Genomic DNA, 15,476 nt, shown 5'->3' with positions numbered 1-15,476 from the left:
GTTCATCTTGAAAGGTTTATACATGGGGCGACGCCGTGCCGAATCGGGGGCAGCTAGTACTGCCGGCACCCCACGGAAAAAACCGATCGAAAATGACGAGCCGGTAGGCCGGCACTACCGGCCGCACCGCAAGGCACCCCTCTGGTTGCGAATTACTGCTGTGACGCTTTCCGGCGCCCTTGTCTTGGGTGCAGGAACCGCTGGGTTGCTGTTTTACAAGCTGCAAAACAATGTCACCACGGCACCCTTGAACGCCGGGCTGACCGATCCCAATTCCACCAAGTCGCCGGTTGAAGATACCGGCTCAATGCAAATTCTGATCTTGGGCACAGATACCCGTGCCGGCAAGAACAGCGACTACGGCACTGCCGATGACTCGGCCGGTGAGGGTAAGTCGGATGTGATGCTGCTCATGGACATCTCCGCAGACAACAGCCGGGTCTCCGTGTCAAGTTTCCCGCGCGACTTGATGGTGCCCATCCCCGACTGCAAGCCAGCCGGCGGCGGTGACATTGTTCCCGGCTCGCCCAGCGGGCAACTCAATGCAGCACTGGATGCGGGGCCCGGTTGCACCGTTGCCGCCATCAATGACATCACGGGCCTGACCATTGACCACTTCATGCTGGCTGACTTCACAGCCGTGAAGGAACTCTCCAACGCCTTGGGCGGTGTGGAGGTGTGTGTTGACCACGCCATGTACGACGTGAACGGTTCATTCCTCAAACTGGCCGCCGGCAAGAGCCTGATCAAGGGTGAGCAGGCCTTGGCGTTCCTCCGCACGCGCCACGCATTCGGCGATGCCAGCGACCTGGACCGGATCAAGGCCCAGCAATACTTCCTCGGCTCCATGGTCCGCAAGGTCAAGAGCGAGGGCACACTGACCAATCTGCCCCAGTTGTACAACTTGGCGGATGTGGTGACCAAGAATTTGACTATTGATGAGGGCCTGGCCAATATTCCGGCCATGATCGGCATCGCCAATAGGTTGGCAAAGATTGACTTGGCCCAGATTTCCTTTGTGACGGTGCCCAATGAGGCCTACTCGGGCGATCCCAACCGGGTGCAGCTCAAGCAGCCGGAGGCTGGCCAGTTCTTCGCGGCCCTGCGCAACGACAAGGCCCTGACGCCGGCGCCAACGCCGGCACCCAGCACCGCTGCGGCAGAAACTTCCGGGGCAACACCGGCTACTGTTACCGCGGAGCCCGCTGCGCCAGCAGCTCCGGCTTATGACAAGGCCATTCAACCCGTCAGCGTCACCAACGCCTCAGCGGTGGTTGGACGCACAGTGGAGATCGTTCAGGCCTTGGCCCAGGCGGGCTTCAACAGCTCATGGCAGGCGGGCGACGTACCATCCAGGGCAGAGTCACAGGTGCTCTACGGTCCCGAGATGGCTGATGTTGCCGCCGATGTTGCCAAGCTGTTCAATCTGCCGGCAACGGCGGTGAAATCCGATCCAACCATCTCGGGCGTGAGCTTGGTGGTGGGCGCTGACTGGGTCTCCGGCACTGAATTTGGCAAGATCGTGGTGCCGGCGGACATTGTTGCCAGTACGGCTGATCAGGGCGGCGAGTGCCTGAGAGTGAACCCGTACTACTACACGTTCTAGGTCGAGCGCTTAACAACTGAGGCGCTTAACAACTGAGGCGTTGTTACTGCCGGTAGTCACCGGCAGTAACAACGCCTCAGTTATTTAACTCAAGTTCTACCAGATCGAAACGCGGTCGCCCGGTTCGCGCCACATCTTGTCCTCCGGGCTGGTGCCGAACGTTTCGTGGAACGCGTCAAGATTGCTGACAACTGCGTTGCACCGAAGTTCCGCGGGGGAGTGCGGATCAACCGTCAGGCGACGCACGGCCTCCTCACGGCGGATCTTGGTACGCCAGCATTCGGCCCAGGAGAAGAAGAACCGCTGCGCGCCGCTGAGACCGTCAATGACGGCCGGCTCGGCGCCGTCGAGACTGATCTGGTACGCCTTGAAGCCGATGGCAAGGCCGCCAAGGTCGCCAATATTCTCACCCAGGGTCAGTTCCCCGTTGACGAACTCGTCGGGGGCGGCCATGGGGGAGAGCGCGTTGTACTGCTCCACCAGCTTGGCCGTCAGGGCCTCGAAGGCTGTCCTGTCGTCATCGCTCCACCAGTTGCGCAGGGCGCCCGTGCCGTCAAACTGGGAACCCTGGTCGTCAAAGCCGTGACCAATTTCGTGGCCAATGACCGCGCCAATGCCACCGTAGTTGGCGGCGTCGTCGGCCTGCGCGTCAAAGAACGGCGGCTGCAGGATGGCTGCCGGGAAAACAACCTCGTTCATGGTGGGGTTGTAATAGGCGTTGACGGTCTGGGGTGTCATGAACCATTCGTCGCGGTCAATGGGGGCCCCGATCTTGTTGAGCTGGCGGGACAGCTCAAAGGCGTTGCTGCGCTCAATGTTGCCCAGCAAATCACCGGCCACAATTTTCAGATCACTATAGTCGCGCCACTTGGCCGGGTAGCCGATCTTGGGGGTGAACGCGGCCAGCTTCTCCAGCGCCTTTTCCTTGGTTTCCTGGCTCATCCAGGCCAGCCCCACAATGCTGATCCGGTACGCCTCGATCAGGTTAGCCACGAGGGCTTCCATGTGGGCCTTGTGGGATTCCGGGAAGTGTTCTGCCACGTACAGCTGTCCCACAGCCTCGCCCAACACACCTTCCACGAGGGCAACGCCGCGCTTCCAGCGGTCCCGGATGGCCGGTGTGCCGCTGAGCGTAGTGCCATAGAAGGCAAAGTTGGTGTCCACAAAGTCCTTGGACAGGTACGGGGCCAGGGTGGAAATGGTGCGCATGCTCAACCAGGCCTGCCAATCGGCACAACGGTCCTGAACCAAAAGCGCCTGCTGGCCGGAGAAGAAATCGGGGGTTGCAACCACCAGCTCCGCACCTTGTTCTGCGCTGACGCCGAGGGCATCAAGCCACCATTGAAGTGCTGGCAGCAGGGCCAGCACCTCGTCCCTGCCCATGAGGTTGTAGGTCTTCTGTGGATCACGCAGGGTCACCTTGTCCCAGTGTGTGGCGGCAATCTCCGTTTCCAACGCCATGATGCGCGGGGCCTTCGCGGCGGCATCGCCAACACCTGCCAGTTCCAGCATCTTTTGCACGTGCGCCACGTAGGCCTCCCGAATGGGAGCAAACTTCGCCTCACGGTAGTACGACTCGTCGGGCAGTCCCAGACCAGACTGGAAAAGGTGCAGCAGCGCGCGGTCCGGATTTCCGGCGTCGTTGTTCACATAGGCGCCAAAAAGTGTGCTGCCACCTGTCCTGTCCAGTTCGCCCATCAGACGCACGACGGCGGCAATGGAGTCTGCGCCGTCGATCGCCGCCAAGAGGGGGGCCAGGGGAGTTGCGCCGGCGGACTCGATGGTGCCTTCATCCATGAAGTCGGCATACAGCTCACCAATTTTGGCGGCCAGCTCGGCGTCCGTTGCCTCAGGATTGCCCGCCTGCGTGCTGGCATGTTCAATGATGGCCTTCACGGCGGCTTCGGAAGTGTCCCGCAAGGTGATGAAAGAGCCTGTCAGTGCCCGGTCCTCCGGAATGACCTCCGCCTCAAGCCACGCACCGTTGACGTGGGCGAATAGGTCATCCTGGGGGCGGACGTTCGGGTCAATGTTGTTGAGGTTGATACCGGAGTGGCTCAAGTGAATCGGATCCCCTTCGTGGGTTGGCTGCTGTGAGGCGTTTTCACGCGTCCACAATAGTGAGTTGGTTCACCATCATCCTACGTGCCGTGTTAGGGTAAAAAAGTGCGCACTGGAATGCTTCTTCTTAGCTGCCGCGGCGAGGCCTTGAACCCGTTGAATTGATCGACGTGGATGTGGCCATCCTCGCTGCGGTGTTTGTGTTGCCCGGCCGGCCTACCCTTCGTTGAACAATATTAAGGTCACCTCCAATGCGAAATGCGCAAAAGCCCTCTGGAATGCCCGTCCACCGTTACGTTGCGTTCCAGGACCAGATATCCGTGAATTTGCCGGACCGCACCTGGCCCGACAAGGTCATCACCCAAGCTCCGCGCTGGTGTGCTGTGGATTTGCGTGACGGCAACCAGGCCCTGATTGACCCCATGAGCCCGGGCCGCAAACTGAAAATGTTCCTGCTGCTGGTCAAAATGGGCTACAAGGAAATCGAAGTCGGCTTCCCCTCCGCCTCACAGACGGACTTTGACTTTGTGCGCCAACTCATTGAGGGCGGCCACATTCCTGACGACGTCACCATCCAGGTCCTGACGCAGGCGCGCGAGCACCTGATCGAGCGCACCTATGAATCCTTGGTGGGCGCCAAGTCAGCCATTGTGCACCTCTACAACTCCACCTCGGTGCTGCAGCGCCGCGTTGTCTTCAAGCAGGACGAAGACGGCATCTTGGACATCGCCCTGCAGGGTGCGCGCCTGTGCAAGAAGTATGAAGAAACCCTCAGCGATACTGTCATTACCTACGAGTACTCGCCGGAGTCCTTCACCGGCACCGAGCCGGAATACGCCTTGCGCGTCTGCAACGCGATTGCCGACATTTTTGAGGCCTCTGCCGACAACCAGGTCATCATCAACCTGCCGGCCACCGTTGAAATGGCAACCCCCAACGTCTACGCCGATTCCATCGAATGGATGAGCCGCAACCTGCACCCGCGCGAGGGCATCATCTTGTCCCTGCACCCCCACAATGACCGCGGCACGGGCGTTGCTGCGGCGGAACTGGGCTACCTGGCCGGGGCTGACCGCATTGAGGGTTGCCTGTTTGGCAACGGCGAACGCACGGGCAATGTTGACCTGGTGACCCTGGGCCTGAACATGTTCACGCAGGGCATTGACCCCATGATCGACTTCTCCGACATTGACGAAATCCGCCGCACGGTGGAGTACTGCAACCAGCTGCCCGTGGCTGAACGCTCACCCTACGGTGGCGACCTGGTGTTCACGGCCTTCTCCGGCTCCCACCAGGATGCCATCAAGAAGGGCCTGGAAGCCCTGGAAGCAGATGCGAACGCCGCAGGTGTTCCCGTCAGTGACCAGGTCTGGGCTGTGCCGTACCTGCCTGTTGATCCCAAGGACCTGGGCCGCAGCTACGAGGCAGTCATCCGCGTCAACTCCCAGTCAGGCAAGGGCGGTGTGGCCTACCTGCTCAAGAACGAGCACAGCCTGGACCTGCCGCGCCGGGCACAGATCGAATTCTCCGGCGTCATCCAAAAGCGCACCGACACTGTCGGCGGCGAGGTCAGCGCCGGCCTGTTGTGGACCATCTTCAAGGATGAGTACCTGCCGGCCGAAGGCAGCGACAATCAGTGGGGTCGCTACCGGATCGGTTCCTTCGCCACCTCAACTGACGACGACGGCGAGATGATGCTGACCGCCAAGCTGGACATTGACGGTGCGACACACACACGCACCGGCACCGGCAACGGTCCCATCGCCGCGCTGCTGTCCATTTTGGCCGAGGACGGCATGGACGTGCGGGTACTTGACTACACCGAGCACGCACTCTCCGAAGGTGGCGACGCCCGCGCCGCCGCGTTCGTGGAATGCACGGTTGGGGAGCGTGTCCTGTGGGGCGTGGGCATCGACGCCAACACCTCCACAGCTTCCCTGAAGGCTGTCATCTCCGCCGTAAACCGGGCCATTCGGGACGCCCAAGCTTAAGCAAAGTTGCCCCGGCACGGATCCGCCTTTTTAGGGTCCGTGCCGGGGTGTTTTGCGTCTGTGCCCTAGAGCTGGCGCCGCCGGTGCGCCCACTGCCGCCAACGCCGGCAATGATGGGACAATGAGATGGTGTCTTATCAATCATTTGCCGCCCGCACCTACAGGGATGACGCCGTTATTTTGCGCACCCACAAGTTGGGTGAAGCAGACAGGATCATCACCCTGCTGACACACCACCATGGCCAGTTGCGTGCCGTGGCCAAGGGTGTGCGGCGAACCAGCAGCAAGTTCGGCGCCCGGCTGGAACCCTTCATGGTGGCGGATCTGCAACTGGTTAAGGGACGGTCCTTGGACATTGTGACCCAGGCTGTTGCCAAGGCCAGCTATGGGGACGCCATTGCCGCCAACTACGACAGATATGTTGTGGCCGCGGCCATGACCGAAACGGCTGAGCGCCTCACAGATGTTGACGGGGAAACCTCCACGGCCCACTATCTGCTCCTGGTGGGCGCCCTGTCGTCACTGAGCCGAGGCGCCCACGCCCCACAATTGATCCTGGATTCATACTTGTTGCGGGCGGTTTCAATTGCCGGCTGGGCCCCCAGCTTTACCGATTGCTCCCGCTGCGGTGAACCCGGCCCGCATGGGGCGTTCAACGCCGCGCTGGGCGGGGCCGTGTGCCATGACTGCCGGCCTCCGGGCTCGCCGGCTCCTGCACCTGAAACGATGAAACTCCTGGGCCAGCTCCTGAGTGGGGATTGGCCAGGGGCTGATGCCTCAATAAACATTCACCGCCGTGAAGCAGCCGGGCTGGTTGCCGGCTATGTGCAATGGCATTTGGAACGCACAGTGCGTTCCCTGAAACTCGTGGAGCGTGTATAAAAATATGGCAATGAAGCGCAGCGGACTCAACAGCAGCGGACTCAACAGCAGCGGGCTCAAGAGCAGCCGCAGCAAGTCCAAACCCCAGGTTGTGGCACCGTGGCCCCATGCGGGAGGGGCCGCCATGCCGGACATTCCCAGGGAGTTGGTTCCGGAGCACGTGGCCATTGTCATGGATGGCAACGGTCGCTGGGCCAATGAGCGCGGGCTGCCCCGGATAGAGGGCCATAAAGCTGGCGAACCGGCGCTGCTGGACGTCATGGCCGGTGCCATTGAAATGGGCATCAAGTACGTAAGCGTCTACGCGTTCTCCACCGAAAACTGGAAGCGGTCCCCGGAGGAAATCCGGTTCCTGATGGGTTTTAACAAGGATGTGCTACGTCGCCAGCGCGACCAACTCGATGCCTGGGGTGTGCGGATTCGCTGGGCCGGGCGGCGGCCCAAGCTGTGGGGATCGGTGATCCGCGAGCTCGAGGAAGCCCAGGAACACACCAAGGACAATGACGTCATCACTTTGACCATGTGTGTTAACTACGGTGGCCGTGCCGAAATTGCCGACGCCGTTTCCGCCCTGGCCGCGGATGTTGCGGCGGGCAAACTGAGCCCCAAGTCCGTGAATGAGAAGACCGTGCAGAAGTACATGTATGTGCCAGACGTTCCCGACGTTGACCTGTTCCTGCGTTCAAGCGGGGAACAGCGCCTGTCCAACTTCTTGTTGTGGCAGTCCGCCTATGCGGAGTTTGTCTTCATGAACACCATGTGGCCGGACGTGGACAGGACCACCCTGTGGGCTGCCGTGGATGAATACGCGCGCCGGGACAGGCGCTACGGCGGCGCCGTTGACGCCGCCAAGGCTTAACTACTGGCCCACATAGCCGCGCAGCCAGCGCTCCATGCGGGCATAGCCGTCATCGCGCACGGGCTGGGGGGAGAGGAGCACCTCATGCAGGGCTCCCTCCAGCCGTTCCAGCGTGACGCTGTTGCCCAGCGACAGCGTCCTCAGTGCCAGGGAGCGCACGTCCAGAACCACATCGGCGCGGAGCATGGCATCGCTCCAAATGGGCCCCAGCATGCTCTTGGTGGACAGCAGCACCAGCACCGGCATGGGCAGTTTCAACCCTGCAGCCACTTCCTGTTGCGCAGCCAGGATCGCCTTCATCCAGCCCGCCCGGACCGGGAAGGCGTGCGGTGGGCGGAGTTTCTTATCCACTGGCCATTCGCCATAGGCCTCATCGCTGATGCCCCGCCAGTAAAACGAACGTTCGGGCACCCGCATCCGCATGAGCGGACGAAGATCCGCCAGCTGCACCAAGGGAGTGGCTGCACGCCTGATGGCAGCACCGCCCTGAATTTCCAGCCAAGGGCTGTTGAGAATCAGATGGCTCACCAAACCCGGGTGGTGATGCGCCCAGAGGGTGGCGATCAATCCTCCCGTGGAGTGGCCCATCAACAGGATCGGCACGTTGCCGCCTGCTGTGCCAGACGTGACGGAACTACCGGAAATTTCCTGGGCAATGACGGCGTGGGCGGCGAGGATCTCGGCGTCGTAATCGGCTAAATCGGCAACATAGCCGCCCAATTCGTGGGAGGTCAGGCTGCGCCCGTGATTGTGCAGGTCCAAGGCGTAGAAGGAATAGCCATGGCCGGTGAAGAACTCGGCCAGACCGGTGTTGTAGAAGTAGTCGCTCCAGCCGTGAATGAACAGTACGGCAGTCTTGGTGGCAGGGGGCGACGGCGTCTCCCCTCCCTGCCGCCTGGCTGGCCGGTGCCGGACCAAGGTTGCCCGGTAGGAAACAGGTACCGGTTCCCCCTCCGCCGTCTCAGCGGGGCTGGACTGGGCCGGGGCGGTGCTGTCCCCAGGTGTTGCCGCGATGTCATTGCCGTCTTTGCTCGGAACTGCCCGTGCGCGTACGTGCAATGTCAGGGCTTGGTAGTCGGGTCCCAGAATGTCCGCATGCCACCGCGTGGCGCTAGCCCTCACGCTCCGGCGTCGCTTGCTGCACAACGGCCGGCAATGCGGCCGGAGAACAGGCAGCCGCCCAGGAAGGTGCCCTCCAGCGACCGGTAGCCGTGCATGCCACCGCCGCCAAACCCCGCTGCTTCACCGGCTGCATACAGTCCCGGGATGGGGTTGCCCGCAGCGTCAAGAACACGCGCTGACAGATCCGTGGTCAGCCCGCCCAAACTCTTGCGGGTCAAGGTGGTCAACCGCACCGCAATGAGCGGGCCGTGCTCGGGCGCCAGCAGGGGATGGGGTGGCACCACACGCATCAACTTGTCCGTGGCGAAGCGCCGGGCTTCCCTGATGGCGTTGAGCTGGGTGTCCTTGCCCAAACCGCTGTCCACCTGGCGGTCCCGGGCCAACAACGTTTCATGCAGTTCCGCAGGATCAATCAAGTCAACACCGACCAAGGCGTTCATCTTCGCGGCAAGCTCCTGGGCCGTGGCGGCCTGCAGGAAGTCGATGCCGTGGTCCAGGAAGTTCTGCACGGGGCCGGGGGCGCCGGGGAGGGCGCGCTTGGCGAGCAATTTCACGTCCTTGCCCGTCAGGTCCGGGTTTTGTTCCGAGCCGGAGAGGGCAAATTCCTTGCCGATGATGGTTTTGTTCAGCACAAACCAGGAATGGTCGTGCCCCGTGGTTTCCAGATGCCGCAGGGTGCCCAGGGAATCAAAGCCGGGGAAGAGCGGCACCGGCAGACGCCTGCCATCCCCGTCCAACCACAGCGGAGACGGGCCGGAAAGGATCCTGATCCCGTGATTGGGCCACACCGGATCGGTGTTGTGAATGCCCTCGGGGTAGTGCCACATCCTGTCGGTGTTGATCAGGGCCCCGCCGGCGCGGGCCACCGCCTGTTGGAATTCCCCATCCACCGACGCCGGAACACCCGTCAGCATGTAGCCCGGCCCGGTGCCGTTGGGCCATTGCTCACGCACCATGGCATGGTTGCCGCCAATGCCGCCGGTCGTGACAATCACCGCGCCGGCCTGGACGCTGAAGCCGCCAACAACCTCACGGCTGCTCGCCACACCACGGGCAGCCTCTGAATCAGCCAGCACCTCGCCGAGCACTCCCGTGACGGTTCCGGCGTCGAACATCAACTCGGTGGCCCGGTGCCGGAACGCATACTGCACCCGTCCCGCGGCAACACCTTCTTCCAATTTACTCAGGAAGGGTGCCACAATCCCGGGACCGGTGCCCCACACCACATGGAAACGCGGAACAGAATTGCCGTGGCCCGCGGCATCGTAGCCGCCGCGCTCGGCCCACTGGACCAGGGGAAAAAACTTCACGCCGAGCGCATGCAGCCAGGCACGTTTCTCGCCGGCGGCAAAATTGACGTACGCCTCCGCCCAGCGTCGCGGCCAGAGATCCTCGGGCCGGTCAAAGGCGGCCGAGCCCATCCAGTCGCTCATGGCCAACTCGGCGGAATCCTTGACACCCAGATGGCGTTGCTCGGGGGAGTCCACCAGGAACAAGCCGCCAAAGGACCAATGGGCCTGCCCGCCCAGTGAAGCTTCCGGCTCCTGGTCCAGGATCAGCACCGTCCGCCCGGCGTTGTACGCCTCGGCGGCGCTGACCAGGCCGGACAGCCCGGCCCCCACCACTACAACATCCGCCTGTTGCCATGCACCGCCACCATTGGTATCCATGTGGACATGCTAACGCCCTTTGGTGCCCGCCATGCGTCAAAGATCGTGGCTCGACGTTTTGCAGATGTGAGGCAGAACCGGAAAACTAGGGGTATGCGAATTTATCCCACAGTTTTCCGGCTCTGTTTTTCTTGGATGGACGCCGAAAGAGCGCACAAGATCGGCTTCACCATGATCAAGGCGACTCACACGGTGGGAGCCGGCGCCGTCTTGCGCCGCATCTTCACCCCCGCGGCATCCCTGCAAACCGAAGCGCTCGGTATGACCTTCCCCACACCGTTTGGACTTGCCGCCGGTTTTGACAAGGAAGGAAAGGGCATCAACGCCTTGGCCAACCTTGGATTCGGCCACGTTGAGGTGGGCACCATTACGGGCCAGTCGCAACCGGGTAATCCCCAGCCGCGCCTGTTCCGCTTGGTTCAGGACCGCGCCGTGATCAACCGCATGGGCTTCAACAACGACGGCGCAGCCGCCGTTGCGCCGCGCCTTGTGCAGGCGTTCGCTGAGTTGGACAAGACGTACCCGGCTGTGCGGCCCATTGTTGGTGTCAACATTGGCAAGACCAAGGCTGTGGAGCTTGAGGACGCACTGGAGGACTACCTCATCAGCGCCCGCACACTGGCTCCAGCAGCCGACTACCTGGTGGTCAACGTGAGCTCGCCCAACACCCCGGGACTGCGGTTGCTGCAGGACGTTGCAACGCTGCGCCCCCTGCTGATTGGTGTGCGCGAAGCCGCCGATGCGGCAGCCGGGCGCCACGTGCCGCTGTTGGTGAAGATCGCCCCCGATCTGGCTGACGAGGACGTTGCCGACGTCGCCGCGTTGGCGTTGGAGCTCAAGCTCGACGGCATCATTTGCACCAACACCACCATCAGCCGCGAGGGTCTGTTGAGCGACGCCGCCATGGTGGCGGAAAAGGGTGCTGGCGGTCTTTCCGGTGCGCCGCTGAAAGCGCGGTCGCTGGCCGTGCTCCGCCAGCTCAAGGCCGCCGTGGGGGACCAGCTGACCTTGATCTCCGTGGGTGGCGTCGAAACCGGTGCCGAGGTTCAGGAACGCCTCGACGCCGGCGCCACCTTGGTTCAGGGCTACACGGCATTCCTCTACGAGGGCCCGTTCTGGGCTGCCCGCATCAACAAGGAACTGGCTGCCCTGCGCAAATAGGCAGCACCGAAGCTTAAACGTACTTTGTCCGCTTATACGTGGTTTCTAAACCACGTATAAGCGGACAAAGTACGTTTAGGCGGAAAATGACCGCGCGACGTGGAGTATGCGCCACGTCGACTTTGTCTGTGCGCAACCGTTGTGGACAGCAGTGCGCCCCTGTGACAGCTGCGCCGTGCTGGCACTTCGCTGTGCGCATGTGAAAACTAGCCAAGGGCTATGCGCCACGCCACCGTCCACGCATGCGCATAGCCCAATTCGCCTGCTACGCCACGCGGCTTGGCGGGCTCTGCGTCTTGGCCGGGTCGTTGACGATGCTCGAGGCCAGAGCGGCGTCAACGGCTGCCATGAGTTCGGCTGGAATCTTCACTCCGGAGGCTGCAACGTTCTCCGCCACCTGCTCCGGGCGGGATGCGCCCACAATGGCTGTTGCCACGTTTGGATTCTGCAGAACCCAGGCAACGGCCAGTTGGGACATTTTCAGGCCCAGTTCATCGGCAATGGGGCGCAGCTTTTGCACGTTGGTCAGGATCTGCTCATCGAGGAAGCCGCTGATCATGTTCGCCCCGCCCAGTGCGTCCGTGGCGCGGGAGCCGGCAGGCAGCGGCGCGCCGGGGAGGTACTTTCCACTGAGCACGCCCTGGGCCATGGGCGACCACACAATCTGGGACATGCCCAGCTCCAGCGAGGCGGGGACCACCTCGGGCTCAATGACGCGCCACAGGGCAGAGTACTGCGGCTGGTTGGAGACCAGTGAGAACCCGGCCTCGCGGGCCAGTGTTTGGCCGTCCCGGAGCTGCTGGGCGTTCCACTCCGAAACACCAATGTAGAGGGCCTTGCCCGCCCGGACCACGTCGGCAAACGCCGCGATGGTCTCCTCCAGCGGTGTTTCATAGTCGTAACGATGGGCCTGGTACAGGTCTACGTAGTCCATGTTCAGGCGTCGCAGGGAGTTGTTGATGCCCTCCATGATGTGCTTGCGTGACAAGCCCGTGTCATTGGGTCCCTTGGGTCCAACAGGCCAGTAAACCTTGGTGAAAACCTCCAGCGATTCGCGCCGTTCGGTGGCCAACGCGCTTCCAAGGACTTGCTCGGCGGCGCCGTTGGCGTAGGTGTCGGCCGTGTCAAAGGTGGTGATTCCGGCGTCGAGCGCGGCACGCACGCACGCCGTGGCGACGTCGTTCTCCACCTGCGAGCCGTGGGTGAGCCAGTTGCCGTAGGTGATTTCGGTGATCTTCAGGCCTGAGCGGCCAAGGTAGCGGTATTCCATCCACCCAGCCTAGCGAATCTGGATGCCGAACCTCGCACCAATGACAGCTGCTTAAACAACGACGCCGGCCACTTCCGTAAGGAAGCGACCGGCGCGTTAAACCTTGGTCAGGAGGGCCATTCCCCGCGGCGAACCATGGGCTTGGGCAGACGTAGGCGGCGGAACTGCATGGAGCGCATGCAGCCGTACCAGATGACGCCGGAATCGACGGAACCAAACTTCGTAGCGATCAGGCGCTTGAGCTTGCGGCCCATGAACCAGACATCGATCGCCACAAAAGCAACCATGACCCAGAATGCTGCAAAGAGAATGATGGAGGCATTGCCGGTGGGCGGCAGTACCAGGGTCAGCAGAACAATGCCCAAGGCGGCGAACATGACGTACTCGCCAAGGCTGAACCGGGCGTCAACGTAGTCGCGGGCATAGCGCTTCTGTGGTCCCTTGTCACGCAGCGGCAAGAAGCGTTCCTCGCCGGTGTCCAGGGCGCGGCGCATGCGGGCCTGTTCATCACGGCGCGCATCACGGGCAGCGACCTTGGCGGCTGCACGGTCATTGGGTACCAGGGGGCGCTTGCGTGCCGCTTCCTGGTCCTTGCGTGAGGGAGTGGGCACACCTTTGGCAGATTGGGCATCCCTGGAAGGGGAAATCTGCTCGGAGGAGGCAGCCGTCAGCTGCGGGTCGGGGGCTTGATCTTTCTTACGTCCAAACACCCGTACAGAATACCCTGAAACGGCGCCTTGCCTTGACCGCTGGCACATTGCCGGCGGTAGTCTGGCGTTTATGACCCACAACGATCAAGGCGCCACGGCGCTGCCAGCCAAGGTAACCGACAACCTTCCCCTCGATGAGCTGCGCCACAGCGTTGCAGAGAACTTCAGCAGCACCGTTGCGGAGCTGACCAAGCTTGTTGCCATCCCCGGAATCGCCTGGGACGCCTTCGACGCCACCCACCTGGACACGAGTGCCCGGGCAGTTGCTGCGTTGATTCGCGCAGCGGGTGTTGAAGATGTGCAGATTCTGCGTGTTGCCAAGGACGACGGCGGCCCGGGCGGACCCGCTGTTGTGGCCCGAAAGGCCGCGGCTCCCGGATTCCCCACCGTTGTCCTGTACGCACACCACGACGTGCAGCCGCCGGGGGATGCGCAGCTGTGGGACAGTGATCCCTTTGTGGCGCAGGAGCGTGCGGGGCGCCTTTACGGGCGCGGGGCTGCCGACGACAAAGCCGGAATCATGGCACACATTGCCGCTTTCAGTGCGGTGGAGAAGGTACTGGGAGCCGACTTCGGAGTTGGCGTGACGTTCTTCATTGAAGGAGAAGAGGAAGCTGGTTCGCCCACGTTCCGCACATTCTTGGAAAAGTACCGGGCGCTGCTGGCCGGCGATGTCATTGTGGTGGCTGATTCGGCCAACTGGCAGGTGGGCATTCCAGCCCTGACCACCAGCCTTCGCGGCTTGGTGGATGGTGTGGTGGAGGTCAGCGTGACAAGCCACGCGGTCCATTCAGGCATGTTTGGCGGTCCGCTGCTGGATGCGCCCACCTTGCTGGCGCGCCTCATAGCCACCTTCCACGACGAGCAGGGTTCGGTGGCCATTGAGGGCCTGGTGCGCAACGAGCACAGCGACGTGGACTACGACGAGGCAACGTTCCGTGCGGACGCTGGGGTGCTCGACGGCGTGCAGCTGGCCGGGCGCGGCACCATCACCTCGCGCCTGTGGACCCAGCCGGCGTTGTCCGTCATTGGCATGGACGTGCCAAGTGTCGAGATGAGCTCCAACACCCTGCTTCCCACGGCAAGGGCCAAAATCAGTTTGCGCCTGGCGCCGGGACAGGATCCAGCCGCCGCGATGGCGGCCGTCGCGGAGCATGTGCAGTCCAACGCGCCTTTTGGCGCAAAAGTCAGTTTTGTGCCCGGTGAGGCGGGCCAGTCCTTTGCCACGGACACCCAGGCGCCTGCCGCCCAGGCGGCGCTGTGGGCACTGGGGGAGTCGTGGGGAGTACGTGCCGTTGAAACGGGCATTGGCGGGTCCATCCCCTTCATTGCGGACTTGAAGGAAATTTACCCGGGCGCGCAAATCCTCGTCACAGGGGTGGAGGATCCCGACTCCAGGGCCCACAGCGCCAACGAGTCCCTGCACCTGGGCGACTTTGAAAAGGCCATCGTGGCCCAGGCTTATCTGCTGGGCGCCATTAACAACGGCGCCCTTGCGGAACACAATCCGCGTCCAGGTAGTTGACATAAGTTAGCGCCCCTGCCGGGCTCGACGTAGCATGTACTTGTACCCCCACGTAAGGAAATGCCATGACTGCAAATGTCCACGAAGAAACTTCATCAGCAGATGTTGCCGCCGCCGAACTGCCCACCCACGGTGTGTTGATCAGCGATGTAGCTGCCGGAAAGGTGCGCAGCCTGCTGGAACAAGAAGGCCGCACCGATTTGCGCCTGCGCGTGGCAGTTCAGCCGGGCGGTTGCTCGGGCTTGATCTACCAGCTCTACTTTGATGAGCGCATGCTCGACGGCGACGCAGTCCGCGACTTTGACGGCGTCGAAGTTGTCATTGACAAGATGAGCGTCCCCTACCTGGATGGTGCCAGCATCGACTTTGAAGACACCATTTCAAAGCAGGGTTTCACCATTGACAATCCGAACGCCGGAGGCTCTTGCGCCTGCGGTGATTCGTTCCACTAAGCAAAGTTTTCTACTGGATGTAGAGCTAACTGCAGGAGATTCCTTGCGGACATCCGACGCACGCGCGGTTTTGTACGCATTTTCTGTGCCATAGCGGTAAGCTCTACATCGAGTAGTAAAACCCATTTAGCTCCTAGCGGCTCTCAATCGCCGCAGAGCGCAGTAAC

General features: G+C 62.2%; 12 protein-coding genes. 7 read left to right on the top strand and 5 right to left on the bottom strand.

The genetic code is table 11. The features are described 5' to 3' along the window. The first annotated feature begins 22 nt into the window (after positions 1–22). Positions 23–1,606, top strand: a complete 1,584-nt coding sequence (locus tag CVS28_RS10800) for an LCP family protein (protein ID WP_103481502.1) — start codon at positions 23–25, stop codon at positions 1,604–1,606. A 96-nt stretch (positions 1,607–1,702) separates the two neighbouring features. Here the strand turns inward: CVS28_RS10800 and CVS28_RS10795 are convergent, their stop codons facing one another. Beyond that, the gene (locus CVS28_RS10795; RefSeq protein ID WP_103481501.1) at positions 1,703–3,667 is read right to left on the bottom strand and encodes a M13 family metallopeptidase; all 1,965 of its coding nucleotides are present in this window, start codon (positions 3,665–3,667) and stop codon (positions 1,703–1,705) included. A 251-nt stretch (positions 3,668–3,918) separates the two neighbouring features. Here CVS28_RS10795 and leuA point away from each other — a divergent pair, with 251 nt between their 5' ends. From leuA to CVS28_RS10780, 3 genes are all read left to right on the top strand, one after another. Further along, entirely contained in the window at positions 3,919–5,658 is a 1,740-nt protein-coding gene (gene leuA, locus CVS28_RS10790) for a 2-isopropylmalate synthase (RefSeq protein ID WP_103481500.1), read from the top strand. 129 nt (positions 5,659–5,787) lie between these two features. Continuing rightward, the gene (recO, locus tag CVS28_RS10785) at positions 5,788–6,540 is read left to right on the top strand and encodes a DNA repair protein RecO (RefSeq protein WP_103481533.1); all 753 of its coding nucleotides are present in this window, start codon (positions 5,788–5,790) and stop codon (positions 6,538–6,540) included. 10 nt (positions 6,541–6,550) lie between these two features. Further along, positions 6,551–7,399: an isoprenyl transferase gene (locus CVS28_RS10780; protein ID WP_103481532.1), complete on the top strand. Its 849-nt coding sequence runs from the start codon at positions 6,551–6,553 to the stop codon at positions 7,397–7,399. Here the strand turns inward: CVS28_RS10780 and CVS28_RS10775 are convergent, their stop codons facing one another. Both CVS28_RS10775 and CVS28_RS10770 read right to left on the bottom strand, forming a co-directional pair. Beyond that, positions 7,400–8,521, bottom strand: a complete 1,122-nt coding sequence (locus tag CVS28_RS10775; RefSeq protein WP_165788130.1) for an alpha/beta hydrolase — start codon at positions 8,519–8,521, stop codon at positions 7,400–7,402. Next, the gene (locus CVS28_RS10770) at positions 8,518–10,191 is read right to left on the bottom strand and encodes an FAD-binding dehydrogenase (protein ID WP_103481498.1); all 1,674 of its coding nucleotides are present in this window, start codon (positions 10,189–10,191) and stop codon (positions 8,518–8,520) included. The genes CVS28_RS10775 and CVS28_RS10770 overlap by 4 nt, the downstream gene beginning before the upstream one ends. Before the next feature lie 93 nt (positions 10,192–10,284). On the opposite strand from CVS28_RS10770, the gene CVS28_RS10765 reads away from it, so the two are divergent. Continuing rightward, entirely contained in the window at positions 10,285–11,352 is a 1,068-nt protein-coding gene (locus tag CVS28_RS10765; protein WP_103481497.1) for a quinone-dependent dihydroorotate dehydrogenase, read from the top strand. A gap of 265 nt (positions 11,353–11,617) precedes the next feature. Here the strand turns inward: CVS28_RS10765 and CVS28_RS10760 are convergent, their stop codons facing one another. Together CVS28_RS10760 and CVS28_RS10755 are read right to left on the bottom strand one after the other, a co-directional pair. Further along, positions 11,618–12,622 (bottom strand): aldo/keto reductase family protein, encoded by a 1,005-nt coding sequence (locus CVS28_RS10760; RefSeq protein WP_103481496.1) that lies wholly within the window; start codon positions 12,620–12,622, stop codon positions 11,618–11,620. A gap of 107 nt (positions 12,623–12,729) precedes the next feature. Continuing rightward, complete coding sequence (locus CVS28_RS10755) at positions 12,730–13,332, bottom strand: DUF3043 domain-containing protein (protein WP_243399830.1); 603 nt, start codon at positions 13,330–13,332, stop codon at positions 12,730–12,732. Positions 13,333–13,402: 70 nt separating this feature from the next. On the opposite strand from CVS28_RS10755, the gene CVS28_RS10750 reads away from it, so the two are divergent. Further along, positions 13,403–14,857, top strand: a complete 1,455-nt coding sequence (locus CVS28_RS10750) for a dipeptidase (RefSeq protein WP_103481495.1) — start codon at positions 13,403–13,405, stop codon at positions 14,855–14,857. 65 nt (positions 14,858–14,922) lie between these two features. Continuing rightward, a complete protein-coding gene (locus CVS28_RS10745) occupies positions 14,923–15,309 on the top strand; it encodes a HesB/IscA family protein (protein ID WP_103465766.1) in 387 nt (128 codons plus the stop codon). Positions 15,310–15,476 lie beyond the last annotated feature (167 nt).

This window comes from Arthrobacter glacialis (assembly GCF_002909415.1).
GTDB lineage: Bacteria > Actinomycetota > Actinomycetes > Actinomycetales > Micrococcaceae > Specibacter > Specibacter glacialis.
The sequence above is the reverse complement of the archived record's forward strand: the minus strand, read 5'-3'. Positions and strand labels throughout refer to the sequence as shown.